We start from the raw sequence: 24,575 nt of genomic DNA on the forward strand, positions 1-24,575 counted from the left end.
CGTCAGCGGATTGCGAATCGTTAGGTTTCCGACCATATCGGCCGCACTGCTTTGGCAAACAGCAGCATCACTTGGGGCCGCCTTCGGGCGGCCCCTGTTTTGTCCGGCCTATTTCATCTGCCGCCTGGCAGAGGCCATCGTCGCCTTGCCATATGGCGGCTTGAGGCCAGCGAGCTTGGCGATATCGAAGCGCGACTGGCGGTACACCGCCTTGGCGTGGCTGAACGTCCTGAACCCGTCATGCCCGTGATACGCACCCATCCCCGACGGGCCGATGCCGCCAAACGGCAACTCCTCGTTGGAGATGTGGAAGATCACGTCGTCCAAGGTCACGCCGCCCGAGATCGTGCGATCCAGCACGCGGCGGCGCTCCCTGTCATCGCTGCCGAAATAATAGAGCCCCAGCGGCCTGTCGCGCCGGTTCACCTGGGCGATCGCGGCATCGATATCGTCATAGCGCCGCACCGGCAGGATCGGCCCGAAAATCTCTTCCTGCATCACCGTCATGTCGTCGGTGGCGTCGCGGACGATGTGGAGCGGCATCTTGCGGCTGTTCGACGCGGCGAAATCCTCGTTCGCCGGATTGACCGTCTCGATCGTCGCGCCCTTCGCGCGGGCATCCTCCAGCCAGTCCTGCAGCCGCTGGTGATGGCGATCGTTGATGATCGAGGTGTAGTCGGGATTGGCGAGCAAGGTCGGGTACATCGCCGACACCGATTGCTTCAGGCCATCGACCACCGCTTGTTCCTGATCCGCGGGCACCAGCATGTAATCGGGCGCCAGGCAGATCTGACCGGCGTTGAGCATCTTGCCGATCGCGACGCGTTCGGTGCCCCGTTTGACGTCGGCCGAGCGCCCGAAGATCACCGGCGACTTGCCGCCGAGTTCGAGCGTCACCGGCGTCAGATTGTCTGCCGCGGCGTGGAGGATGTGCCGGCCGATCCCGGTGGCGCCGGTGAAGATCAGGTGATCGAACGTCAGCCCCGAAAACTCCTTGCCGACCTCCGGCCCACCCGACACGAAGGCGAGCTCGTCCGCGGCGAAATAGCTGGGGCAGATTTCCTCGAACAAGGCGGCGACGCGCGGCGTGAACTCGCTGGTCTTGACCATCGCGCGATTGCCCGCCGCGAAGACGCCGGCCAGCGGCGCCATGATCAGGTTGACCGGAAAATTCCACGGCGAGATCACGCCGACCACGCCCTTGGGCTGGAATTCGATCCAGCCCTTGGCGCCGAGCAGCCCGAGCGGTGCGGTCACCGGCCGGCGCTCTGGGCGCGACCAGCTGCCCACGTGCTTCAGCGCATGTTTGAGCGGCGCGACCGAAGCGGCAATGTCTGTCAGCATCGACTGCTCCCGGCTGCGATGCCCGAAATCCTCACTCAGTGCATCGCACAAACGGTCGGCATTGTCGGCGATCATCGCGGCGGCGCGCTTCAAGCGATCCTTGCGCACACTGAGGCTGACCGGCAATTCGGCCATGAACGCCGCGCGCTGCGCCGCCAGGATGTCGTGCATCGTCATCGCTTCGTTCCTCTCCGATTGTTCAGGCGCAGCCGATCGCCCCGGCGACCGGTATGATGACGCTGGCTTGGCCCGTGCGGTCGATGCGGAGCGTCGCATCGGAAATCGACCCGCTTTTCGGCGCACTGGCGTCGGTCTTCACAGCGACTTGCAAGGTCGCCGTCGCGCCGCCGCCCTTATATTCGGTGATCTGCGAGTAACCGAGGCCGCCGATTCCGTTCTGCGCGCTGATCGCAAGATCCGCCACCTTGCCGTCGATCGTTACCCGCAACGCCGCGGGATCGGTGGTTGCCATCGCCACCAGCGCCATGCTCGGCGTCCGCGTCCACAGAAATGCCGCACAGCCTTTGGCCGGCAATCGCTGCGCGGGCAGCGCGCTGATCGGCAGTCCATCGACCGAAGACACCAGCGGATCGATAACCTGCGGTGCGGGCGGCGCTACTGGAAGTGTTTTGATCGGCGGCGCGTCCTGCCCCGGCGCGGGCGCGGCAATCAACAACAGAGCGAGCGGCAACATCCTCATCGCCGTGCTTGCTATCACGCGTTGACGTTAAGGGTAAGCGGGGATCAGCTGGGCGCCTTCTTGCGGATCAGATAGCGATAGACGCCGAACGCGTTGATCCCGAGCAGCACGCCATTCTGCGTGCCCAGCGCCCCGTCGCGCGCCAGCACCGCGCCGGCGATCCAGCAGAGGGCGGACCCGACGAAGATCACGAACCCCCAGCCGGTCACCCGCCGCCCCGAATCGAGCGACACCATCAACGCTGCGATGATCCCGCTGCCGGAAGCAGTCCATTTGAGCACCGTGGTCAGCGTTTCCATCATCATCTCTTAGCGAACGAACGGCATCGCCGAATTGCCGCAAAGCAAGCCGCGCAATTTGAATTCGCCGCCGCCCGAGCCTAGATCGCGCCCAGCATCCTTTCCGGAGTTTCTCATGACCGCCGATCCCATCGTCATCCTGTCCTATGCCCGCACCCCGATGGGGAGCTTTCAGGGGACGCTGACCGGTGCAAGCGCGACCCAACTCGGCGCGACCGCGGTCAAGGGTGCGGTCGACCGCGCCGGCGTCGACCCCAAGCAGATCGAGCGCATCTATATGGGCTGCGTACTGCCTGCCGGGCTCGGCCAGGCGCCCGCGCGCCAGGCAGCGATTAACGCCGGTCTGGGCGATCATGTCGAGGCGACAACGGTCAACAAGATGTGCGGGTCGGGCATGCAGGCGACGATCATGGGTAGCGAGGCGCTCGCCGCCGGCTCGGTCGACCTCATCGTCGTGGGCGGCATGGAGAGCATGACCAACGCGCCGTACCTCTCGCTGCGCCATCGTGGCGGCGCGCGGATCGGGCACGACGTGCTCAAGGACCACATGTATCTCGATGGGCTCGAGGACGCGTATGAGCCCGGCAAGCTGATGGGCGCCTTTGCCGAGGAAACCGCGCAGGAATATCAGTTCACCCGCGCCGCGCAGGACGATTACGCGATCGCCAGCCTCGAGCGCGCGCAGGCCGCGCAGAAATCGGGCGCGTTCGAGCGTGAAATCGTCGCGGTCGAAGTGGTCGGCCGCAAGGGCACCGACACCGTCACGCTCGACGAACAGCCGGCCAAGGGCGATGCGTCGAAAATCCCGACGCTCAAACCCGCCTTCGCCAAGGACGGCACGATCACCGCGGCCAACGCCTCGTCGATCTCCGACGGCGCCGCCGCCTTGGTGCTGACGCGCGCCTCGGTCGCCGGCAAGCTCGGCAAGAAACCCGTGGCTCGGATCGTGGCGCAAGCCGCGCATGCCCACGCCCCGGCCAAGTTCACCACCGCTCCCGTCGCAGCGATGCAGAAGGCGCTCGACAAGGCCGGCTGGACCGTCGCGGATGTCGACCTGTTCGAGGTCAACGAGGCGTTCGCCATCGTCGCGATGATCGCGATGCACGACCTCGGCATCCCGCACGACAAGATCAACGTCAATGGCGGCGCCTGCGCGCTCGGTCATCCGATCGGCGCGAGCGGCGCTCGCATCCTGACGACGCTGGTGTCAGCGCTTCAAACGCGCGGTCTCAAGCGCGGGATGGCGTCGTTGTGCATCGGCGGTGGCGAAGCCACGGCGGTGGCGGTCGAACTGATCGACTGACCGGCCACGCGGCGGTCATAGTGGCCGCCGCGCATGACTGCGTCAGGCCTTGCCCATATCAAACGGCAGCGGCAGCATCGGCAATTGCGCCACCGCCAGGACGATCGCCGCGCGCACCGCCTCGACATGACGCCGATTGTCGGCCTCGCTCATCGTTTCGATCATCGGGTTATAGTCGGCCGGCCGGATTCCCTGCCCGTCCATCACCGCGAACCAGCTGGCGTCGCGGAACAATTCATCGGTCGACAGAACCAGCCGACCCGACGCCCGGAACTGATCGATGCGATACGCAAGCGTGTCGGGGATCGGCATGTCCTGGCAATAGCGCCACAGTGGCTCGTCACGACCCCCCGTCATCTTGTAATGCAGCACCAGGAAGTCGCGGACGTCGAGCATTTCCTGCCCGAATACGCGGTCGAATTGTTCAGCGACCAACGCGTCGTCGCCGCGGCGCGGAAACAAAGCGAGCAGCTTGGCGATGCCGCTCTGGATCAGGTGGATGCTGGTCGATTCAAGCGGTTCGAGGAACCCACTCGACAGGCCGATCGCAACCACGTTCTTGACCCAGCAGCGCTTGCGCTTGCCTGGCAGGAAGCGGATCAAGCGCGGCTCGGCGATCGGCTCCTCGCCCAGCGCATCGAGCAGCGATTGGCGCGCGGCGTCATCCTCCTGGAACCGGCTCGAATAGACATAGCCATTGCCGGTGCGGTGCTGGAGCGGGATGCGCCAGCGCCAGCCCGCTTCCGCGGCGGTGGCGCGCGTATAGGGGATGACTTCGGTCTCAACAGCGCTGGGCGCCGCCCAGGCGCGATCGCAGGGCAGCCAGGCGCTCCAATCCTCGAACCCCGCGCCCAAAGTCTGTTCGATCAGCAGTCCGCGCAGCCCCGAACAGTCGATGAAGAGTTCGCCGACCACTTCGTCTCCACGCTCGGTGACAAGGCGGGTGATGCAGCCGCTTTCTGGATCCTGGTCGACCCGTGCGACCTTACCTTCGACCCGCGCGACGCCGCGTGCCTCGGCATGGCGGCGCAGATAGCGCGCATAGAGTCCGGCGTCGAAATGGTAGGCATAGCCCAGGGTCGAGCGCAGCGATCGCGGATCGCCGACCGGCGTCGCGAACCTGCCTGCGCGCGCAGCTTGCGCCGTCAGCGAGAAATCCTCGGTCGCCGCCGCCATCCCACCCAGCCATGCGCGGATCAGTCGGTGAAGGAACATCACTCCGTCGCCGGGTGGGCCGAAGGTGCCGAACGGATGGAGATAGGTGCTGCTGTCGCCGCTCCAGCCGGTGAACTGAATGCCGAGCTTGTAGGTCGCCTTGGTCTCGCGAATGAACTCGGCTTCGTCGAGCCCGACGATCTGGTTGAACCAGTGGATCGTCGGGATCGTCGCCTCGCCCACGCCGATCGTCCCGATCTCTTCGGATTCGATCAGAGTGATGGTGCGGCCCGATCCCTGTAGCGCGCGGCTCAATGCCGCGGCCGTCATCCAGCCGGCGGTGCCGCCACCCAGGATGACGATATGCTTGATGCCGGCCTCGTCCATGTCAGCGACTCTAGCCAAGCCTCAATTGCCTGGACAGGCCGCGCGGCCATCAGGCTCGGGGCGCTTGAGCGCTAGATAGACCGTGCTCCACAATTGCGCCGCGTTGGATTCGTCGACGTCGCGCCCGCTCGCGCCGAACGCGGCGACCTCGTACCGGCCGCCGCCAAAGCGCCACGACCATAGTTCGGAGCTCTGGACTTGGCGGGTGGCGGCGATGGCGCGCCACAAGCATTGCTGCGTCGCTCTGAGCTTCGCGCGGACCGCGGGCGACACGTCGCTCCGCGCCAATTGACGCTCGAGCCCGGCGGCAGCGAGCGCCTGTTGCCACGACCAGATCACGGTGCCGTGATAGGCATTGGGGCCGAATTTGGCGGCGAGCGAGCCTGGCGCGAAGGCAGGATTGGCGACCAGCATGCCGGCCCCGGTCATCAACCCCGCCGGGAACGGCTTGCCGATCACGTCCGCCGCTGTCGTCAGCGCAGCATCGTCGGGACTGCCGAACAACAAGGCAAAACCCTCGTCCGAATTCTCGATCGGAACGGGCGCGCCCTGCGCGTCGAGCGCGATCGCGTTGAAGCGCAAACCGGCCTGTCCAACCGCCTGCAGCGCCGCCGTGGCGGGCACGCCGGCTTGCGCGGCATAGGCCGCGATCGCGGCGCGGGCACGCGGGGCCGGGATAGTCATCGCGAACAGCCCCGGCGAGCGAGCTCGCCAGGTCGCCTCGATCTCCGGCAGCCTGGCGAACGCCGCGCGGTCATCGGACGTCATATAGGGTGCGAGCAGGCCGGCGCGGTCCATCGCTGCCGCCGCATCCAGCGCCGCGGGCACGAAGATCGCGTTGACGTCATAGGGAAAGCGACCGCCCCCCAGCCCGTCATTGCTGTCGCGCCACTCGCCGGCGTCCATGCCCGGATTGAGCGATATCAGATTGGTCGGCGCGGGGTTTTCCGCGAAGGGCCGCGCGCGGCGCAGGACGTAGCGCAGGTTGCGCATCAGCGCATCGCCGGCGCGCTCCTTGCCGTGCCGCTGCGTCAGGAAGGCGGTGGCCCGGGCCCGCCCGCGCGGATCGTCGACCAGCCAGGCGCGCGCGACCGGCGCGAGCATGAAGTCGCCGTCGATCATGTTGTAATTATAGGTCGGCGCGCCCGACTTGCTGCCGTCGACCTTTAGATGATCGAGGATCGCGAACTCGCCGATATCCTCCTCGTGCGCGACTTGTCCTTTGTCGGACAACCGTTCGAGCACCGAACTCAGGCCCGTCTCGACCGCGGCGGGTTGCAGCACGGGCATCAGCAGCCGCACCGACATCAGGGTGTCGCGCCCGAAATAGGTGTTGAAGCGCCACGACCCGGCGAGGAACTTCTCGCGATAGCTCAGGAATTCCAGCGCGCGACGCGCCCCGGCGTCGGGATTGGCCTGCGGGGTGAGCAGGCCGGCGATCGGCACCGGGGCCAGCGGCGTCTCGCCGGACAAAGCGGTGATCGCGAGCGTTATCCGGCCATCCGCTTCGGCGACGATGCTCCGTCCGTCCAATCGGCCACGCACGACGCGGACGCTCAAACGATAGCCGGGCGCTCCATCGAGCCGATCGCGGGCCCAGGTCAACATGTCGCCACTTACCGTCACGCGCGTAAGTATTTCGGCCGGCGCAGTGCCCAGCGCCTGATAATCGCGCAGCACTCGCACGCTCGACAATACCGCCTGCTTGGCTGTGAGGCGCGGCGTCGCGATCCGGGCCGTGAAGGAAACGCCGTGGAGCGGCCGTCCCTTAGCATCCGGCATTGTCAGTGGCGTGGCCGGCGCCATCATCGTCCATTGCGGCTTACCCTGGACAGGATCGAACCACAGGCCGACGCCGCTATTCCCGGCGGGAAAGGCGACGATCAGGCGCGGATCGCTCCCCGAGCGCAACACGATATGCGCGGCGACCGGTCCTTTGCGCACGAAGCTGTTGAGATTCAGCCCTTCCTTCTGGACGAAAGCGGGATTCGCGCGGGGCATCGTTCGGGCGCCGAGCGCGGTGCCACAGGCCAGCGCCAGGAGCAGAATCGATCGTAGCCGCATCCCCTGTCCTTCGTGCAACATCACGCCAGCCCGGGAGCGCCCCGGGCCGGCGCGATCCCTTTTCCTATCAGAATTTCGCCGTGATGCTGGCGAGAACGTTGCGCCCGACGATACCGCGGCCATAGAAATAGCCGTTGACGATCGACTGCGTCTGGCCCTGGCGCGGATTGCCCTCGGTATAGCCGCGTACATTGGTCAGATTGTCGACGCTGACGTTCAGGTTGATCTTGGACGACAGGTTGATCGAGCCGCCAACGCTGAACACGCCATAAGCGGGCAGCGCGACGCCGTTGCCGGCATCGGCGTAGATCTTGCCGATATATTTGTATCGGCCGTAAATCTCGCCCAGCCCGCCCGGCAGGATGAATTGCGGCGTGACGGTCAGCAATTTCTTGGGCGTGCGCTCGGGCGTATTCCCTTCATATTGCGGCTGCGCGGTGCCGTCGAAGCGCAAATTCTGCAGCTTGGGATCCTGATACACGCCCGACAGCGACAGCTTGAAGAAGTCGACCGGCTTGAGGTCGAAATCGAGCTGGATACCCTTGATATTGTCGTCGGCGGTCGCGTTGGACACCTTGGTCGGGTCGCTGGGGTCGAGGAACGTATAGCCCTGGTTGCGGAACTCGGTCTTGAACGCGACCAGCGAGCCGACCAGCATGCGTGACTGGAAGCGAACTCCGGCCTCGTACAGGGTCAGGTTGGCAGGCTGATGGATACCGCCATTGTCGCCGGCACTGGTCTGAAATCCGCGGGCATAGCGGGCATAGACCGAGAAATTGCGCGTCAGCGTGTAGTTGATGCCCGCCGTCGCCGCGAGGTGATCGTAGCTGCCTTCCTGGCGCGTATAGGTGCCGTTGAACGACTGCCCAAGTGTAGGAATGATCCCCGGCGTGCCCGCGGGCACCGGCGGATTGACCGCGTAGGAATTGCCCATATCGACGCGGTCGTGGACGTGCTCGTAGCGCGCGCCAAAGTCGATATGGAGATTGTCGCCGATCTTCAGCTCATCGTTGAAATAGCCTGAAATCGATTCGAGCTTGTCCTTGAAGATGCCCTGGCCCCAGTCGCCATAGCTGACCATGCCGTTGTTGGTCAGCTGACCGATGACATTGTTCTGGGCGTTGAGCGCAACCACGTCGTAGATGTTCGAGCCGTTGGTCACGTCGTTGATCAGCGACGCGGTCGCGGACTGATCGTTATATTTGGTGACGTTGTAATACATGCCGCCGATCGTCAGCGAATTGTCGATCGCGCCGCTGCCAAAGTCGAACTTCACGCCGAAGTCGCTGCCGAAATCCTTGCTGTCGAGCCGTTGGTGGTTGAGCACCGTCTGCTGCAGCAAACCGTTACCGTTGAGCGCGTTGAGCGTCGCGGTATCGCTGACCGGGATAACCTGCCCCGTCACCACGTTGCGGATGCCGAAGCTCGTCGTTCCGGGGAAGGCCATCGCGCCACGAGTCAGAAAGCCCGGCTGAATAATATTGCCTTGGGCGTCGCGCACCGGCTGGTCGAGCGGAGAGATGCCCTGCGTCAGATACGTGACCGCCGAGGCCGGCGGCTGCCCGTTCGATCCGGGGAAGATGCCGTTAAAGTCGAACGACGACTTCAGATAGCGCGCGCGGGCGAAGACGCTGATCTTGTCGGTGATCGGCTTTTCGAGATCGATGCGATATTGCGTCGTCTGGGTGTGGATACCGTCGCTCAGGCTGAACGGCCGGAGGCACGTGCCGGTCGCGCACGAATCGGGCACCAGGATCTGGCCAAACGCGCGGCCCGCGATATTGTCGCGCAGCCCGTTGAGCCCCGGGACGTCACCGATCTTGCCGCCGTTCGAGGTGAACGGCATGTCGGCGTAATAAGCGTCGTGCTGGTCGCCCTTCTTGAAGGTGAAGCGCAGGAAGCCGCCGCCGGCGAACTTGGTCTCCAGCATCGCCTTGAAATGGTAGGTCGTATAATCGAAGTCGGAGCGGCGGAATCCGGGGTTCGACGTCACATAACCGCCGACCGAGAAAGCGACATTGTCGGTAATCGGCGCCGAAAAATACCCGTCGGTGCGCAATTCGCCATAGCTGGTGCCGGTGAACCGCGCCATCGCGGTGGCGCGATCGTAGCTCGGCTTGAGCGAGATGAAGTTGATCGTCGCCGCGGCGCCATTGACCGCCAGCACGCCCGACGTGCCGCCTTCGACCGCCTCGAGCCGATCGATTGTGATGTCGTTCTGAAAATATTCGTCGGCGCCGCCACCGCCATAGATGATCGGCATGCCGTCTTCTTCGAGCTGGATGAACGTCTGGGCACCGCCGCGCAGACCGCGCACCGAATAATTGTTGGAGACCGCACCGGCGGTTCCCTCGACGAAGATGCCCGGCACGAGTTCGAGCGCTTCGGCGGTCGAGCGCGGCGCCTTGCGTTGGATGTCGGCGGCATTGGCCAAGGTGACGTCCGACGACGAGTTGAACAAGGTGCGCTTGCCCGACGTGTTGCCGACCACGACGATGTCGTTGAGCGTCTGGCCGTCCGACTGCGCGTCGGTGTTAGGGGCCGTGGTCGGCTCGGCCGATTGCGCTGCCGGTTGGGTGGCATCCGGCGTTTGCGGCGGCGTCTGCTGCGCCATCGCGCCGGTTGCCGGGAGGACGGCCGAACCGACCAGCAGCGCGGCCTTGAGCCCGAGTCGGAGGCGCCCGCTGCCCGTCGTTTCGCGCGGCTCAGCCGTTACGGACGCCGGCACGAGGCGATTGAATACTCCAGACATGACATCCTCCCTTACGCATTACGCTGTTAAGGCGGCGGCGCTATCCGTTTCTGAAATTCATTTCAATAGCAGATATTCTAGTGATTTTACGCTACGGAATCAGCCGATAGCAGCGGCAATCGCACTGCAACGATTGACGGCAGGAACGAACCGCGAGGACGGCGGCGCCGGCGTCAGGCCAGACGGACGGCTGCGCACCAAATCCCACGGGTAAAATCTGTCTCTTTGAAAAAGTTCCCCGATTTGAGACGAGTGGAACCAAATGCGCGGACTGCCGGCGCGCCCGCGGAACGTCGGCTTAGCGGCGCCCATCAACAAGCGCCGATCGTTCGGATCAAAGATCGAAGCTGAAATACCGGCTGAAACGGATATCTGTATAAGGCCCAAACGGCCCACACGGCACGAACCCGGCACGTTCGTACAACGCCCAGGCTGGCGCGAACGGCGCATTGCTGCCCGTTTCCAAACTGAGACGACGATAGCCCCTCGCCCGTGCTTCCCGCAGGATATGATCGAGCATCGCGCGCGCGACGCCGCGCCGCAGCGCGTTCGGCGCGGTGCGCATCGATTTGATCTCGCCATGCTCGGCATCGAGTTGCTTCAACCCACCCATGCCGAGCAGATCGCCGCCATCCCAGACCGTCCAGAACGTCACGCTCGGATGCTTCAGCCCCGACAAATCGAGCGCGAACACGCTGTCGGGCGGCGAAATCTCGTGCATCGAGCGGAGATGATATTCGACCAGCGCGACCACTTCAGGCCGCGAGACATCGTCCAGCTCGATCCGCATCACTCGATCGTTTCGGCCGAATCGACGCCCCATAAATGGCTGACCTCGACGAAACCGCCGCGGCCGGTGACGTCGAAATAGCACCAGCCGTCGCCGCACTTGCTGACGCGGCCGATCACGCCCGGCTCCGCCCGCCAATTGATCTTGCCCGCGAAGCGCGGCGAATCGCGCAATTCGGCGATATCGCCCATCACCATTGCGGTGCGCTGGTCGCTGATCAAATTGGCCTGCATCCAGCCCTGCGTCCCACCCGGATCCTCGACCTTGCGCCAATAGGCGCCGCCGCCCTTTTCCTTGTAATTCTCGATCACTTTCACCGGCAGGCCCTGGCGCTGATATTTCCAGCTGACCGGATAGATCCGGCTCGGGCCGGTGCGCATGAACGCCGATTTGGCGTTGATCGATGCGAAATAAGGCGGTTTCTTTTCCACCAGCGCGGCAATCGCCGGCACCGCAATCGCAGCCGCCGCGATTCCCGACAACCCCCAGCCGATACGCATGGCCATCCCCTTTTACGCCACAATCGATTCGTACCTATTGCGCAGGCGCCGCAGTGCATCAACCGCATTGACCAAAACCCGTGAAGCCGCCAAGCCGAGCGCATGGCCGGGTCCAAGCGCAAACCTCGGGTGATCGTGACGCGCGAGCTGAGCGATGCGGTGATGGACCGCATGGCGCAATTGTTCGACACGCGCCTCAATCGCCAGGACATCGCGATGACCCGCGACGAACTCGTCGCCGCGGTCCAGGATGCCGACGTGCTGGTCCCGACCGTCACCGACACGATCGACGCCGACCTGATCGAAGCCGCCGGCGAACGGCTCAAACTGATCGCCAATTTCGGTAATGGCGTCGACCATATCGACCTGAAGGCGGCGCGTGCGCGCGGCATCCTGGTGACCAATACGCCCGGCGTGCTGACCGAGGACACCGCCGACATGACGATGGCGCTGATCCTGTCGGTGCCTCGCCGCCTGGCCGAAGGCGAAAAGCTCGCGCGGTCGGGCCAGTGGAGCGGCTGGAGCCCCGGCGCGATGCTCGGCCACCGGATCGGCGGTAAGACACTCGGCATTGTCGGCATGGGGCGGATCGGTCAGGCAGTCGCGGTGCGTGCGCGCGGCTTTGGTCTCACCGTCCATTACCACAATCGCCATCGCCTGCCCGAGAGCGTCGAGCATGAACTCGCCGCGACCTGGCACGCCGATCTCGACGAGATGCTGGCCGGGTCTGACTTCATCTCGATCCACACACCGCACACCGATCAGACCGAGCAATTGATCGACGCGCGCCGGCTGTCGCTGCTCAAGCCCCAGGCTTATATCGTCAACACCTCGCGTGGCTCGGCGATCGACGAAACCGCTCTGATCGACGCGCTCGAACGCGGCAAGATCGCTGGTGCCGGACTCGATGTGTTCGCGCATGAGCCGGCGATCGACCTACGCCTGCTCGCGCTGCCAAACGTCGTGCTGCTGCCACATATGGGATCGGCGACGTTCGAGGCGCGCGCCGCGACGGGTGAGCGGGTCATCAGCAATATCCAGCACTGGGCAGACGGCCATCGCCCGCCCGATCAGGTGCTCGAGGGGTGGATCTGACCTAGGCTGGGGACTCATATTCCTGTCCTCATCCCAGCGCATCCTCCCGTCACCCCAGCGAAAGAACATCGGGTTGAACATGCTCCGCATGCTCAAGGATCGTCCGGGGGACGATCCGACCCGATGTTGGTCTCTGGCGGTGACGCAATGCCGCTTGAGATCCCAGCTTTCGCTGGGATGACGAGTTTTGGAGGTTCCCCTGCCGAGCCTCGATCAGCTACCGAGTCCCGCCAGCCATTCGGCGATCATCGCCCGCCCCGCCACGACCGCAGGCGGACCCAGCCGGTCGTGCGCCGCCCGCAAAACCTCCGGCGTCGAACCGACTTCGGCGATATCGGCGCCGTCATTGGCGAGCCAATGCTCGAACCGTTCATCCTCGCCCATCTCGGCATGGAATTGGAGCGCGAGCAGGTTACGACCGCGTGCGAAGGCTTGGGCGTAAGGTGTCGTCGTCGCAAGCAATTCTGTACCATCTGGTAGGTCGAACGTGTCGCCATGCCAATGCAGCAGATCGATGCCGTCGAGGTGACGCAATGGGCCCGCTTTGCCCGCATCGGTGAGCGCGACAGGCGCGAATCCGATCTCTCGCACCGGCCCTTTGCGCACTTCCGCACCAAGGGCAGCAGCGATCAACTGGCTGCCCAAACACACGCCAAGCGTCGGCAGGTCTGCCGCCAGGCGCCGGCGGATCACTGCGATCTCCTCGCTCAGCCAGGGATAGCGGTCGGTGTCGTAGACGCCCATCGGGCCGCCCATCACCACCAGCAGATCGGGCGACATGGTGTCGAGCCGCGCGCACCCCGCGTGGTGCGCGGCGACGCGTTCGATCGCATAGCCCGCGGCCTCGATCGGCTCGCGATACCCGGCGATGCCTTCATGCTCGACATGACGGAGAACAAGTGCACTCTTCATCGCCGCCACAGGTAGCGGATCAGAATTGCCCGGCAATGAACCTTCTTTTGGCCGTTCCAAAGCCGGGCTGCGCCGTCAGTCGCCGGTCAGGATACGATCGACCAATTGCTTAACCGTCGGCACGAAGCCGTTCGAATAGAACGGATCCCTCTTGAAATTATACGCGCCGTGCCCGGCGAACATCAGATTCTGGTCGACATCGCCGCCATGCGCGATGTCCTGCAGGGTCTTCTGGATGCAGAAGCTACGCGGATCGGCCAGCCGCCCGGTCGAATTGGTCTCGCTGTCGGCCCAACTCGAAAACAGGCATTGCGACAGGCAGCCCATGCAGTCCGCCTGATCCTTGCGGATTTCCGCCTTCTCGGTCGGCGACACGAACACCAACGTGTTGTCGGGGGTCTTGAGTGCTTCGGTGAACCCATGCCCGAACCATTCGCGCGCGCGGAGCAGATCGTTCCTGGTCACCCAGAAATTCTTGCCCTTCACTCCGACGTCGAGCTGGAAAGTGTGATCGCCGGCTTCCTGGGTGGAAAAGGCGATCTGGCGCTCCGACCGTGCCTCAAGCGCGCGCAGGAACGGATTGCGGACCGCTGAGGAATAAAAGCCGGTCGGCGAGAAACGGTGCAGCAACACGGCGCCTTCCTCGATCTGCGTCAGCCTGGCCTTCCAGGCCTCGGGGATCGGGCTTTCCTGGGTCAGCAGCGGCCGCGTCCCGAACTGGAATGCGATCTTGCCGAGTTCGGGATTGTCGATCCAATCGTTCCAGTCGCGCAGGAACCACACGCCGCCCGCCATGACGATCGGCACGTCGTCGGAAATGCCACCCTCGCGCATCGTCTCGCGCAATTCCTTGACGCGCGGATAGGGGTCCTGCGGCTCGAGCGGATTTTCGGCGTTGGACAGGCCGTTATGACCGCCCGCCAACCAGGGATCCTCATAGACCACCGCGGCGAGCCATTCCGCCGCCTTCGAATAAGCCCGCTTCCACAAGGCGCGAAATGCGCGTCCGGAGCTGACGATCGGCAGGTAATTGACGTTGTACGACGCCGCGATCTCGCTGAGCTTGTAGGGCATGCCAGCGCCGCAGGTGACACCCGCGACCAGGCCGCGCGTGCGTTCGAGCACCCCGTGCAGCACCCGCTGCGCGCCGCCCATTTCCCACAGCACGTTGATGTTGATCGCGCCCTTGCCGCCGGCGATTTCGAATGCGCGCTTGACCTGCTGGACCGCGCCTTCGATCGCATATTCGACCAGTTCCTCATGGCGCTCGCGGCGAGTCAGCGCCTTATACACCTGAGGAATGATCTTGCCCTCGGGATCGTAGCTGTCGGCATTGACCGCGGAGACCGTACCGATACCGCCAGCAGCCGCCCAGGCGCCAGCGCTGGCATGGTTGGTCGCGGCGACGCCCTTGCCGCCTTCCACCAGCGGCCATACCTCGCGGCCATTATAGACGATAGGCGTCAAGCCCTTGAACACGTAACTCTCCTGCGACCAATAACGCAGCCTATAGCGTTTCGCTGCCTGGAGGCGAGCAAAATACTCGTCAGGACAGGGCGCCTGCCCTGCCCAATGCCTGCTCGTATAAATCCGCATAGGCGGCGATCATCGCCTTGTCATCATACTCGGCGATCGCCTTGGCGCGGTTCGCCTTGCCCACGGTCGCGCGCAGCTTGGCATCGGCCGCCAGCGTCTGGATCGCGTCGCGCAAATCGACCTCGCCCGAATGCGGCGTGATGTAGGGGCGGTTCTCTTCGCTCACCATGTGCGGGATGTCCCCGGCTGGGACGGAGGCAATCGGCAACCCGGCAGCCATTGCTTCGACCACCGAGATCGGGAATTGCTCGCTCAGCGATGATAGCGCCATGATGTCGAACAGCCCGACATAGGTGTGCGGATCGGGCAGGAAGCCGGGCAGCAGCACCTTGTCCTGCATTTCGAGCGCGCGCGCCGCCATCTCGATCTTCGCGCGCTCGGGCCCCTCGCCGACGATCACCAGCCGCACGCGCGCCGAGCAGCCGGCGGTCGCGCGCACCAATGCCGGCAGGTTCTTGACCTCACGCAACCCGGCCAGCGCGCCGACGATCACTTCTCCAGGGTTGCGGATCAAGCCCGGTATCGCCTTGGGATTCGGCTTTTTCGCGTAGAGCGCAGTGTCGATCCCGTTGGAAATCCGGCGCAGCCGCGGTGCCGATTGCTTCCAGACATTGGTCGCCACCCATTCGAGCGTCATCGACGGCACGACAACAGCATAAGCGGCGGGAAACGCCATCCGGCGATAGACCGCGCGCTGCGGCTTGAGCTTCATCGCTTCGTCGGCGTTGAAGCCGTCTTCGTGATGAATGATCGGCGGCATGGTCTTGGGAAAGACGCGCTTGGCCATCACCGCGTCGATCGCGCCCCAATTATAGCTCAGCACCAGGTCGAACCGGCGCATATATTTGGCGATCGCCTCGTACCGGCCGACCGACGGTCGCCCCGTCAGCGGCGGCGGGTTTTGCGCGATTTCATAGCTGATGCCTGACGCGATCGCATCGCGCGCCGAATATTGGTCGGGCATGCCCGACACGATCGTGTGCCGCGAGCGGTCGCCGAACGCGTTGATCAACTGAACCGAGCGCGCTTCCTTGCCGCCCAGGTTGAACGAGGAATGCATGTGCAGGATATTGAGGGGTGCGGGCAAAACTTGGCCTCTATTCCGTCATGCCGGACTTGTTCCGGCATCCTCCGTGGTATGAAACAGTTCGTGTCGGGCTCTAGCCGCACGGTGGACCCCGGAACAAGTCCGGGGTGACGGTAGGAATTACAGACCAAAGACGCTCTTCGGGATGTGCGTGATGCGGCACGCCAGATCAGCTTCGCCGCTCGCGATGACGAAATGATCGCCGGCGTCGGCAATACCGGTCGTGAAGACGACATTGTCGAGATACATCAAGTCCTTGATCGGATCGGTCAGATGCGGCGCGGGCTCGAGCAACGGCAGATCGCTGGTCGCGATGGTGACCGACGGATCGCGCGCATCGAGCAGCGACCAATAGGTACGGTAAATGCCGACCACGCCATAGGGCTCGACCCCATGCCACAAGGAAAGCCAGCCGCGATCGGTCAGCGCCGGCGGCGCCCCCCCACCCATCCGCGCGGTCGCCAGCGTCGCGGCATGCGGCCGAATGCCGGGTTTGTCGTGCGGCTTCCAATGGAGCGCGTCCGGCGAGGTAGCGAGATTGATCGACGGACCGGCGCGCCACTCGCTGCCCGGCGGATAGGCGAAATAGAGGTCGCCCAATGGACGCGTCTGCGCCCAGTAATTGGCGCCGATCCGGTCCTCGAAGATCAGCATGTCCTTGTTCTGGTGATCGAGCACGATCCCTTCGAGCAGCCAGTCGCGCGCGTCGTTGGAGGAATAGAGCGTGGTCGAATGCCGCTCCGGGCTGACCGAACAGGTCGTCATCAGCCAGCGATTGCCGATCCGGCTGATCCGGGCATCCTCGACGCCATAGCATTGGTAGGAGGCGCGCGGCGCGATCGCGTCGCGATAATGGACATCCACCACCGACCGTCCCTCGGCATCGAGTTCGACCGGCAGCAACCACGACAGGCTGGTCAGCGCCATGACTTTCCACCCACCGCCGCGCATCATGAATTTTCGCGGATCGGCGGTATCGACCATCTCCAACGGCCAGGGATCGAGGCAATATCTGCCGGCATCGGGCGCCGTGCCGTCGCTGGGTACCCAGCGGAGCGAATGGATCTTCTGGTCGACGATCGGCGTCTTGAGTGCCTCGGCGATCCGCACCATCATCAACAGATTGCCGTTGGGCAGTCGCGTCATCCCGGGGTTGAACGCGCCCAGGCAATAGGTCTCGGCATCGATCCGCCCGGCCAGAGGCCCTTTCGACAGGTCGACATCGAGCGGGCTGAAAACAAGCTGGTCGAACGGATAGCTCATTCGTCATCCTTGCGCAGGGGTGCGATGGTGATCTGCTGCACGACCGCGCGGCGCGGCTGGGTCAGCGCATAATGGACGGCGACGGCGATATCCTCAGATCTCAGCATCTTCTCTGCCTTGACCAACTGCTTCTGCTGTTCGGCGTCGATATCGGGATAATGGAAGTCGGCCTGGGTAAAGCCGGGCTCGATCAGGCTGACCTTGATGTCGCGGCTGCCCAATTCCTTGCGCAACGCCTCGGCAAACGCCGCGATGCCGGCTTTCATCCCCGCATAAACCGTCGAGCTCGGACCAAGGATGTGCGCCGACATCGACCCGATCAGCACGATATCGCCGCCCTTCCCCATCGCCTCGACCGCCTCGTGCGCGCTCATCAGATAGGCGGTGAAATCGGTCGCGATCGCATAGCGCAGTTCGCGCCCGCTCATCCCGCTCAAGCCGCCGGCCGGGACCGCGGCGTTGATCACCGCGATGTCGAGGCCGCCCAGCCGCGCCGTCGCGTCGGCGAAATAGCGTTCGACATTGTTCTGATCCGCCAAGTCGATGGCACTGCCCTGGGCCGTGCCGACCTGCCCGATCGCCTCCAGCGCGTCGTTCAGATGTTGCTCGGTGCGGCCGCAGATATCGACGATCGCCCCCTCGCTCGCCAGCAGCACGGCGATCGCGCGGCCGATCCCGGTGGTGCCGCCGGTGACGATCGCGCGCTTGCCGTTCAGGCTCGGCCTATCGGTATGGGTATCGGAAACGGCGCCGGGCCGATCGACCAGGCTGTCGGTGGTGTCGGACACGATCGCTCTCCCTGTTGAGCGGGAAGACGCGTCACGCCGTGACCGGTTCCTTGGCGACGCGATCGAGCAGACGGTCGATCGCCGCCACCGCTTCTGGTTCCATCAGGGTCGGCGTGTGGCCGACATCGGGCACCATCACCAGCTCCGCGCGATCGAGCCGAGCCGCCATCTTTTCGGCGGTTGCCGCCGACAGGACGTCCGAGCGGGCGCCGCGCAGGATCAGCGCCGGCACGTCTTTCAGCGCGTCGAGCGCACGCCACATATCGGGGCCAGCCTCATTTCCCGGCACGCGGAACGGTTCGGCGATCTTCATGTCGTAATCGAGCACGATCCGCCCCGAACTATTCAGGCGGTACAGCCGCTTGGCCATCGCCAGCCATTCCTCGATGCCATAATGCGGATAGACGTCGGCATTGGCTTCCTGAACCCCACGCGCCGCATGCATCCAGGTCGGCCAGGTATTGGCGCGGCCGACATAGGACCGGATCCGGCCCAGCCCAGCCGGCTCGATCTCCGGCCCGACATCGTTGAGCAGCACGCCGGCCAATTTCTCGCGCCCGGTGCCGGCCAGGAGCATGGTGACGATCCCACCCAGCGAGGTGCCGAACGCGACATAGCGGTCGATCGCCAGTTCAGCGAGCAGCGCCTCGACATCTTGGACATAGGTCAGCGGTGCATAGGACATCGGGTCCTTGGCGTAACCGCTCTCGCCGCGTCCCCTCAGGTTGACCAGGATCACCCGCCAGTCGGGCGACAGCCGCTCAGCGAGATCCTCGAAATCGCGCGCGTTGCGAGTCAGGCCGGGGATGCAGACGATCGGCGGACGTCCGTCACGGCCGGTGTCGGGGCCGGGATAGTCGCGGCAATGCAGCCGCACCTCGTCGTTGGACCACCAGTAGCGATTTTCATAAGCTGACAATGGTTGCGTCCCCGCGGCCGGTCCACCCATATTGCCGCATGACCGCGCGACCGCAAGCTTATCGCCCCGAAACAGCAATGCTCGATCTCGGGGACGCCTTTTACGATCGCGTCACCGCGGCCGATTTTCCCCAGACGATCCTGCGCTATCGCAACGATCGCGCCGCTGCCGAGGTCGGGCTGGACACGCTGAGCGATGAGGAGTGGATCGCGCATTTCGGGCGGTTCGCGCCCTTGTCGGGCTCACTGCCCGAGCCGCTGGCACTGCGCTATCACGGCCACCAGTTCCGCAACTATAATCCGGATATCGGCGACGGCCGGGGATTTCTCTTCGCTCAGATGCTCGCGGCCGACGGCCGGCTAATGGACCTGGGCACCAAGGGGTCGGGCCAGACGCCGTATAGCCGGTTCGGCGACGGACGCCTGACGCTGAAGGGCGGGATTCGCGAGATCCTGGCGACCGAGATGCTGGAGGCCTTGGGCGTGCCAACCTCGCGCACGTTCTCGCTGATCGAGACCGGCGAAGCGCTCGAACGCAACGACGAGCCTTCCCCGACGCGGTCGGCGGTGTTGGTGCGGCTCAGCCACAGCCATGTCCGCATCGGCACCTTCCAGCGGCTGGCCTATTTCCGCGACGAGGACGCATTGCGCGCGCTGACCGGCTATGCGCTGCGCCGGCTCTATGGCGAAGAGCCCGGCGACGATGCCCCGGCGCGCTTGCTCGATCTGGTGGTCGGCCGCACCGCGACGCTTGCCGGCAAGTACATGGCAGCGGGGTTCGTCCATGGCGTGCTCAATTCGGACAATATCAACGTCACTGGCGAGAGCTTCGATTACGGCCCATGGCGCTTCACCCCGACCTGGGACCCGGCCTTCACCGCCGCCTATTTCGACCATGCCGGCCTCTACGCGTTCGGTCGCCAGCCAGAGGCGATCCATTGGGACGCGATGCAGCTTGCGGTCGCGCTCCGCCCGATCTGCGAGGCCGAGCCGCTGATCGCGGCGCTCGACACGTTCGGAGACCGCTATCAGCGCGCGGTCAGCGACGCGATCCTGTGGCGGCTGGGCCTGACTCCGCGCGATCCCGACGGCGACCGCGCGCTGGTCCAGACGATCGAGCCGGTATTGCGCGGCACCGCGACCGGGATCGACCGCTTCTTCTTCGACGCCTTCGGCGGTCAATTGCCCGAAGCTTATGGCGAGGCATGGCAGGAGGTGCGCAAGACACTCGCCGCCCACGCACCCCGCGCCGACAGCTCCCATCCTTATTGGTCGGGCGAACCCTGCTCGATGCTGATCGATGAAGTCGAGGCGATCTGGTCGGCGGTCGACGAGCGCGACGACTGGGCACCGCTCCACGCCAAGGTCGCGGCGATACGCGAAATGGGTCAGGCGCTCGCAGGCGAGCCGCTGGCGGCGGCGGCGGCGAACGGCTAGGGACCGTGATCGATGTCGGATGAACTTCTTTCCTACGAACCGGCGACCGGCGCCTTGCTGTGGCGCCACGCGATCGGCGATGCCGATAGCGAAGTGGCGGCCGCGCGAGAGAGCTGGGCCGAATGGGCGGCCAAGCCGGTCACCTTCCGTATCGAGACGTTGCGCCGCTATGCCAATGTCGTCCGCGCCCGCACCGATGCCTTCACTGACCTGATCGCGCGCGAAACCGGCAAGCCGTTATGGGAAGCCAAGACCGAGGTCGATTCGGTGATCGCCAAGGTCGACATTTCGGCCGGCGCCTTCGCCGAGCGCACCGGCCAGCGTCAGCTCGACTCTCCGATGGGCAGCCGCATGGCGCTGCGCCACAAACCGCACGGCGTGCTCGCGGTGCTGGGCCCCTACAATTTCCCCGCGCATCTGCCCAACGGCCACATCGTCCCGGCACTGATCGCGGGCAACGCGGTGGTGTTCAAGCCGTCGGAAAAGACCCCCGCGACCGGCGCGTTCATGGTCGATTGCCTGCATGAGGCCGGCGTGCCCCAGGGATGCGCGCGCCTGCTGATCGGCGGCCCGGCCGAAGGCAAGGCGCTGGCCGGGCATGACGGCATCGACGGGCTGTTGTTCACCGGATCGGCCCGCACGGGGATCGCGCTCAACCGCCAGTTCGCCGACCGGCCCGAAAAGATTCTGGCGCTCGAAATGGGCGGCAACAATCCGATCATCGTGTGGGACACGCCCGATCTCTACGCCGCGGCGATCGTCATCATCCAGTCCGCCTTCACCACCGCGGGTCAACGCTGCACCGCCGCGCGCCGGCTGATCGTCGACGAGGCATTGTACGAGCCGTTGATGGCCGAGTTGCTCAAGCTCACCAGCCGGTTGATCGTCGGCGATCCGCATGCCGACCCGCAGCCCTTCATGGGCCCGGTGATCGACAATGAGGTCGCCGATCTGCTGACCGAGAGCTTCCTTGAGCTGATGATGCGCGGCGGTCGGCCGCTCAGGCACATGGAACGCCCGTTCGACGACAAGCCGTTCCTGACCCCCGGCATCCTCGACGCGACCGAGATGGCCGACCGGCCCGACATCGAATTGTTCGGCCCGATCCTCCAGGTGATCCGCGCGACCGATTTCGACGAGGCGATCGCGGAGGCCAACAACACTCGCTACGGCCTGTCGGCCAGCCTGATCAGCCAGACGCCCGACCTCTACAACCGCTTCTGGGCCAATGCCCGCGCGGGCATCGTCAACTGGAACCGCCCAACCAACGGCGCGAGTTCGGCGGCGCCATTCGGCGGTGTCGGCTGGAGCGGCAACCACCGGCCCAGCGCGTACTATGCGGCGGATTATTGCGCCTATCCGGTGGTGTCGAACGAGGCTGACCAGGCACGGGCGGCTATCGCGGTGGGATTAAGGGAGGAGTGAGCGCCCAACCGGCAGTCACAAATAACGTGAATGCCGCTCGGTGTTGCCGCAATTCCAGATTCACCTTGATTTTCTAATATACGAAAATATTGCAATTAAAATTACCAACACTGACAGATACATAATTTGGCGAGTGTCGGGCCAATTTCCGTGAAATACGAATACTCCAAAGAAAATAAGAAACATTATAGTCGCTGCAGCAGCTAGCGGAGCTTTTATTATCTTAATCATCGCTTGCCTACTTCGGTGACAGGTTAATTTTTGAGTCGAAAAACGCATTTTTTCCCGGCAAATGCTCCAACTCCAAATCTCGATCCTGGTCGCAATGCAATGCTAGACCATAGGCTGCAATAACCGCGCGATGGGCTTTTTCCATGCCCGTGTGCGGCGACTGCCTTGGCACCGGGTCGCGTAGTGAGGTTCGCAAATTGCTCATACCTAGGTGTACTACGCAGCACCTCCGCACGAAACCACCACACTGCCACCGCAATCGAATCATCGTAACCCGATCACCTCCGGGTCACATGGGATTAAGCAAGTCAGTGCCCATGACACCATCACACCTTCCATCGGCGCAGTCTTCCTTAAATAATTCATTTGTTGTTTCATTTATGACGCCATTCCAATCAACCAAGGTAGCCGCAGCATAGCCCGCGCCGGCAACAGGAACACTGCTCATGGGGGTCTTAGCGCCTATATAAGCCCCCGCCAGAGTGCCGTATAGCCCTTCAGTCCAAAGGAACACCTTTACCCTATTTCTATCCATATCATAAGCGTATTCTTCATTCGGGGACATTCTATTATCGACTATCACAATATCATCCGGACGCTGGTCATTATTATCAGTTGTCGATGTCGATGAGTCAGGAGTCGCCTGGGATTCCAAACTTCCCTTGCCACCACCATTGAAAAGACCTGGATAAGTACCGTCGACACTTCCACAGCCTGAAAAGGTAACATGGTATCACACTATCTTTTTAGTCACGGATCCATCGGACCATGTCGTTGTCTCTACTTCAGCATAGTTTTCATATGTGCATGAAAGACCTGAAGTATCTATCCTGTTTATTGGATCACCGCCGACATAATTATACCAGTTTATTCCGTCGCGGTATCCGATTGGGTCGGCCTGCATGAAACGGCCCAATGTGGGCGAATACATTCTCGCCTTATAATAATACATGCCCAGTTCTGAGAGGTAGATTTGGCCCGTATATTGCCGTCGGAGCGTGTTGCTGGCGCTTGGAATCCCGTATTCGTCGTAGCTGTTGACACTTACGGCACTACCTGACGAGTCAGTCCCGGCAATCACCGAGCCACGCTCATCTGCAACGATCCAGGTTTTGACACCGGCGGCGTTGATCTCAAGCAGTTGCTCGTCCGCCTTGGCGCCCAAAATATAGCGTTGTGTCAGCGCTCCGGAGGAGGCGAGATACGACGCGATGAGCCGCTTGCCGTCATAAAGACCCTTGGCCGCCGCCACGGAGGCACTGCCCGACTGGTATAGCCGCATCAAGGGGTCGTAGATGAGGCTTGCCGAATTGGGGCCGGTCAGCAGCAAATTTTCCGAGCTATAGGAATAAGTATTGCTGCCGGACGTCGTCAGATTGCCGCGCGCGTCGAAGCCGAAAGTCGTGCTGGTCGCCGCGCTATACTGGTTAAGCCCATTGGACGTGTAGTTGCGCGCAACGTTTGCGGCGCCCGTCCAAGAGTAGGCATTGTTCGATCGCGTTGTGGACGTGATCTGAGAAGCGGGGTTGTAGCCAAACCCGAGCGTCAGATCGTTCGTCGTCCCCGTCAGATCAGATGCCAGCGACGTCAGCCGTGAAACGGGATCAAAGCCGTAGGTAGTGACGACGCCGTTGCCGCGGGTGAGCGTCTTGCGCCGCCCGAGATCATCATAGGCGTAGGTTCCGAGGGTCGTAGTGCCGCTCTCCCTGATGGTCGTCATCTCGCCAGTAACTTGATAGTCGTAGGTCACATAATAAGCGTCGGGCCAAGTCAACCGCGTCCGACGTCCGGCGGCGTCATAGAGCTGGCGTCGGGCGGCGAAGCCCTGCCGTGGATCGACGGCATCGCCTTTGCGCGCCGGATCACCGCACTGGCCAGGCAGGATCATGACGCGGCTCGCACCCTGTCCGGCCCCGTCTTCTTCGACCGCGGACTGATCGACGCCGCAGTCGCGCTCGAGCATCTGGCGGGCGACGCGGTGCTGGCCGATCTCGCCGCGCGCTACCGTTATTCCAGCCAGGTCTTCCTCGCCCCGCCCTGGCCCGAATTGTTCGTCTCCGACGCCGAGCGGCGGCACGATTTCGCCTCGGCGGTCGCCGAATATGATCGGCTCACGGCCGCCTACCCGGCGCTCGGATACGACGTGATCCTGCTGCCGAAGCTCAGCGTTGCCGAACGCCTCGTCTTCATCCTCGAACGGGTTGGGACGAGCTGAATCAAGTTGCGATGAGATGTGGAACCCGTCCGCGATTCGTGAATTAGCCGAGATGTGAAGCCTGCCAACGACCTGTCCATTCCCGCCCGCGCGCTCCGTCTCAAAACCGAAGCCGGCAATTGTCTGACCATCGCGGTGGGCAAGACCGATCCGGTGTTCGCCGGCGAGTTGATCGACGAGGCCATGCGCCTGATGCGCCGGGCACAGGAGCTCGCGAGCCGCGCATCAGGCGGTAAGGACTGACGCGCCGCAAAGTTTCGCTATTCCAGCCAGTAGCAAGCGTCGGTTGCCCGTGCCGCGTCCGCGGCCCATCT

At 63.8% G+C, this 24,575-nt stretch carries 22 protein-coding genes; 6 read left to right on the plus strand and 16 right to left on the minus strand.

Annotated features, from left to right (window positions below; translation table 11 throughout):
* Positions 1 to 108: 108 nt before the first annotated feature.
* The 3 genes from AC1DSD_RS07880 to AC1DSD_RS07890 are packed head-to-tail and all read right to left on the minus strand — an operon-like array spanning position 109 to position 2,343.
* On the minus strand, positions 109 to 1,521 hold the full coding sequence (locus AC1DSD_RS07880; RefSeq protein ID WP_478029380.1) for a coniferyl aldehyde dehydrogenase: 1,413 nt from the start codon (positions 1,519 to 1,521) through the stop codon (positions 109 to 111).
* A gap of 22 nt (positions 1,522 to 1,543) precedes the next feature.
* Entirely contained in the window at positions 1,544 to 2,038 is a 495-nt protein-coding gene (locus AC1DSD_RS07885) for a hypothetical protein (protein ID WP_478029381.1), read from the minus strand.
* A gap of 50 nt (positions 2,039 to 2,088) precedes the next feature.
* Positions 2,089 to 2,343, minus strand: a complete 255-nt coding sequence (locus tag AC1DSD_RS07890) for a hypothetical protein (RefSeq protein WP_478029382.1) — start codon at positions 2,341 to 2,343, stop codon at positions 2,089 to 2,091.
* 115 nt (positions 2,344 to 2,458) lie between these two features.
* Here AC1DSD_RS07890 and AC1DSD_RS07895 point away from each other — a divergent pair, with 115 nt between their 5' ends.
* On the plus strand, positions 2,459 to 3,646 hold the full coding sequence (locus tag AC1DSD_RS07895; RefSeq protein ID WP_478029383.1) for an acetyl-CoA C-acyltransferase: 1,188 nt from the start codon (positions 2,459 to 2,461) through the stop codon (positions 3,644 to 3,646).
* A gap of 42 nt (positions 3,647 to 3,688) precedes the next feature.
* On the opposite strand, the gene AC1DSD_RS07900 is transcribed toward AC1DSD_RS07895, so the two are convergent.
* From AC1DSD_RS07900 to AC1DSD_RS07920, 5 genes are all read right to left on the minus strand, one after another.
* Positions 3,689 to 5,188, minus strand: a complete 1,500-nt coding sequence (locus AC1DSD_RS07900; protein ID WP_478029546.1) for a tryptophan halogenase family protein — start codon at positions 5,186 to 5,188, stop codon at positions 3,689 to 3,691.
* A gap of 21 nt (positions 5,189 to 5,209) precedes the next feature.
* Positions 5,210 to 7,252, minus strand: coding sequence for a glucosidase family protein (locus tag AC1DSD_RS07905; RefSeq protein ID WP_478029384.1), 2,043 nt, complete (start codon positions 7,250 to 7,252; stop codon positions 5,210 to 5,212).
* 67 nt (positions 7,253 to 7,319) lie between these two features.
* Positions 7,320 to 10,004, minus strand: coding sequence for a TonB-dependent receptor domain-containing protein (locus AC1DSD_RS07910; protein WP_478029385.1), 2,685 nt, complete (start codon positions 10,002 to 10,004; stop codon positions 7,320 to 7,322).
* Positions 10,005 to 10,338: 334 nt separating this feature from the next.
* A complete protein-coding gene (locus AC1DSD_RS07915; RefSeq protein WP_478029386.1) occupies positions 10,339 to 10,794 on the minus strand; it encodes a GNAT family N-acetyltransferase in 456 nt (151 codons plus the stop codon).
* Positions 10,794 to 11,294 carry an SH3 domain-containing protein gene (locus AC1DSD_RS07920; protein ID WP_478029387.1) on the minus strand — a complete coding sequence of 167 codons (501 nt, stop codon included), beginning with the start codon at positions 11,292 to 11,294 and terminating at the stop codon, positions 10,794 to 10,796. Before AC1DSD_RS07920 ends, AC1DSD_RS07915 begins: the two co-directional genes overlap by 1 nt.
* A 102-nt stretch (positions 11,295 to 11,396) precedes the next feature.
* Between AC1DSD_RS07920 and AC1DSD_RS07925 the strand changes: the two genes are divergently transcribed.
* Positions 11,397 to 12,389, plus strand: a complete 993-nt coding sequence (locus AC1DSD_RS07925) for a 2-hydroxyacid dehydrogenase (RefSeq protein WP_478029388.1) — start codon at positions 11,397 to 11,399, stop codon at positions 12,387 to 12,389.
* Between the two features lie 213 nt (positions 12,390 to 12,602).
* Here AC1DSD_RS07925 and AC1DSD_RS07930 read toward each other — a convergent pair whose 3' ends face one another.
* The 6 genes from AC1DSD_RS07930 to AC1DSD_RS07955 form a co-directional block, all read right to left on the minus strand.
* Entirely contained in the window at positions 12,603 to 13,301 is a 699-nt protein-coding gene (locus AC1DSD_RS07930; RefSeq protein ID WP_478029389.1) for a glutamine amidotransferase, read from the minus strand.
* 75 nt (positions 13,302 to 13,376) lie between these two features.
* Positions 13,377 to 14,780 carry an NAD(P)H-dependent flavin oxidoreductase gene (locus AC1DSD_RS07935; RefSeq protein WP_478029390.1) on the minus strand — a complete coding sequence of 468 codons (1,404 nt, stop codon included), beginning with the start codon at positions 14,778 to 14,780 and terminating at the stop codon, positions 13,377 to 13,379.
* 67 nt (positions 14,781 to 14,847) lie between these two features.
* Entirely contained in the window at positions 14,848 to 15,984 is a 1,137-nt protein-coding gene (locus AC1DSD_RS07940) for a glycosyltransferase family 4 protein (protein WP_478029391.1), read from the minus strand.
* 120 nt (positions 15,985 to 16,104) lie between these two features.
* Entirely contained in the window at positions 16,105 to 17,247 is a 1,143-nt protein-coding gene (locus tag AC1DSD_RS07945) for a glycoside hydrolase family 130 protein (RefSeq protein WP_478029392.1), read from the minus strand.
* Positions 17,244 to 18,035 carry an SDR family oxidoreductase gene (locus tag AC1DSD_RS07950; RefSeq protein ID WP_478029393.1) on the minus strand — a complete coding sequence of 264 codons (792 nt, stop codon included), beginning with the start codon at positions 18,033 to 18,035 and terminating at the stop codon, positions 17,244 to 17,246. The genes AC1DSD_RS07945 and AC1DSD_RS07950 overlap by 4 nt, the downstream gene beginning before the upstream one ends.
* Positions 18,036 to 18,066: 31 nt before the next feature.
* Positions 18,067 to 18,954, minus strand: coding sequence for an alpha/beta fold hydrolase (locus AC1DSD_RS07955; RefSeq protein ID WP_478029394.1), 888 nt, complete (start codon positions 18,952 to 18,954; stop codon positions 18,067 to 18,069).
* A gap of 38 nt (positions 18,955 to 18,992) precedes the next feature.
* On the opposite strand from AC1DSD_RS07955, the gene AC1DSD_RS07960 reads away from it, so the two are divergent.
* The gene (locus AC1DSD_RS07960) at positions 18,993 to 20,390 is read left to right on the plus strand and encodes a protein adenylyltransferase SelO (protein WP_478029395.1); all 1,398 of its coding nucleotides are present in this window, start codon (positions 18,993 to 18,995) and stop codon (positions 20,388 to 20,390) included.
* Between the two features lie 12 nt (positions 20,391 to 20,402).
* A complete protein-coding gene (gene astD / locus AC1DSD_RS07965) occupies positions 20,403 to 21,815 on the plus strand; it encodes a succinylglutamate-semialdehyde dehydrogenase (protein ID WP_478029396.1) in 1,413 nt (470 codons plus the stop codon).
* A gap of 520 nt (positions 21,816 to 22,335) precedes the next feature.
* Here astD and AC1DSD_RS07970 read toward each other — a convergent pair.
* On the minus strand, positions 22,336 to 22,701 hold the full coding sequence (locus AC1DSD_RS07970) for a hypothetical protein (protein WP_478029397.1): 366 nt from the start codon (positions 22,699 to 22,701) through the stop codon (positions 22,336 to 22,338).
* A gap of 78 nt (positions 22,702 to 22,779) precedes the next feature.
* Entirely contained in the window at positions 22,780 to 23,796 is a 1,017-nt protein-coding gene (locus tag AC1DSD_RS07975; protein WP_478029398.1) for an RHS repeat-associated core domain-containing protein, read from the minus strand.
* Between AC1DSD_RS07975 and AC1DSD_RS07980 the strand changes: the two genes are divergently transcribed.
* Complete coding sequence (locus AC1DSD_RS07980) at positions 23,779 to 24,261, plus strand: AAA family ATPase (RefSeq protein WP_478029399.1); 483 nt, start codon at positions 23,779 to 23,781, stop codon at positions 24,259 to 24,261. The genes AC1DSD_RS07975 and AC1DSD_RS07980 overlap by 18 nt on opposite strands.
* A gap of 54 nt (positions 24,262 to 24,315) precedes the next feature.
* Positions 24,316 to 24,504: a hypothetical protein gene (locus AC1DSD_RS07985; RefSeq protein ID WP_478029400.1), complete on the plus strand. Its 189-nt coding sequence runs from the start codon at positions 24,316 to 24,318 to the stop codon at positions 24,502 to 24,504.
* Positions 24,505 to 24,575: the final 71 nt, after the last annotated feature.

The organism is Sphingomonas sp. P4_D12, from assembly GCF_056401895.1.